Origin of the sequence: Collinsella sp. CLA-JM-H32 (assembly GCF_040098165.1) — a bacterium.
Classification (GTDB): domain Bacteria; phylum Actinomycetota; class Coriobacteriia; order Coriobacteriales; family Coriobacteriaceae; genus Collinsella.
The window spans coordinates 1-580 of the sequence record NZ_JBBNMZ010000033.1; the positions used below are offsets into that span (position 1 = coordinate 1).

Below are 580 nucleotides of genomic sequence, written 5' to 3' on the forward strand. Positions count from 1 at the left end.
GGCGGCCCTCTCGCACTCGGCCTCGTTATACCGCTTGATGGCGACGGCGGCGGCCACGCCGCCGAGTCCCAGACCCGCTCCGATAATCAGTTGAATCATGTCTTTCTCCTTTTCCCGGCCTTCCAGCCGTTCAGATACATCTCCTCGGCACTCAGCACGGCCACCGGTAACGCCGCCCCGGCACCGAGCAGAAGCGTTATCCTCGAACGCATGGCGATACCCGCTACAACGACACCGAGAGAGAGGACGGATGCGATGAGCAACCCCTTCGAGAACGCATCGGAGCGCCTCAGCGCCCTGATAGAACGGGCGAGCGGCCTCCTAGAGGACATCGAGGACACCCCCTCGGCAACGCGGCGCGCCGTGGGCGCCGGGACCGTCGAGGCCGAGCCGCTCAGGCTCCTGCGAGAGGCGATAGAGCTGAACCGCGCCCAGCTGGAGGCCTTCCGCGAGTACTCCCGCAGGTACGACGACGAGCTCGCGGAACAGCGACGGAATGCCGCCGTGCAGGCGGAGCAGTCGAGGAAGGTGAACATCCTCAGCCTCGCTATCGCGGCGCTCTCGCTGGTCTTCGCGATCG

Annotated in this window: 1 protein-coding gene; it reads left to right on the forward strand. The window is 66.0% G+C overall.

All coding sequences use genetic code 11. The annotated features are described in order from the left end of the window. Nucleotides 1-255: 255 nt before the first annotated feature. The coding region (locus tag AAA021_RS09500) for a hypothetical protein (RefSeq protein WP_349089037.1) at nucleotides 256-580 on the forward strand (325 nt) is incomplete at its 3' end.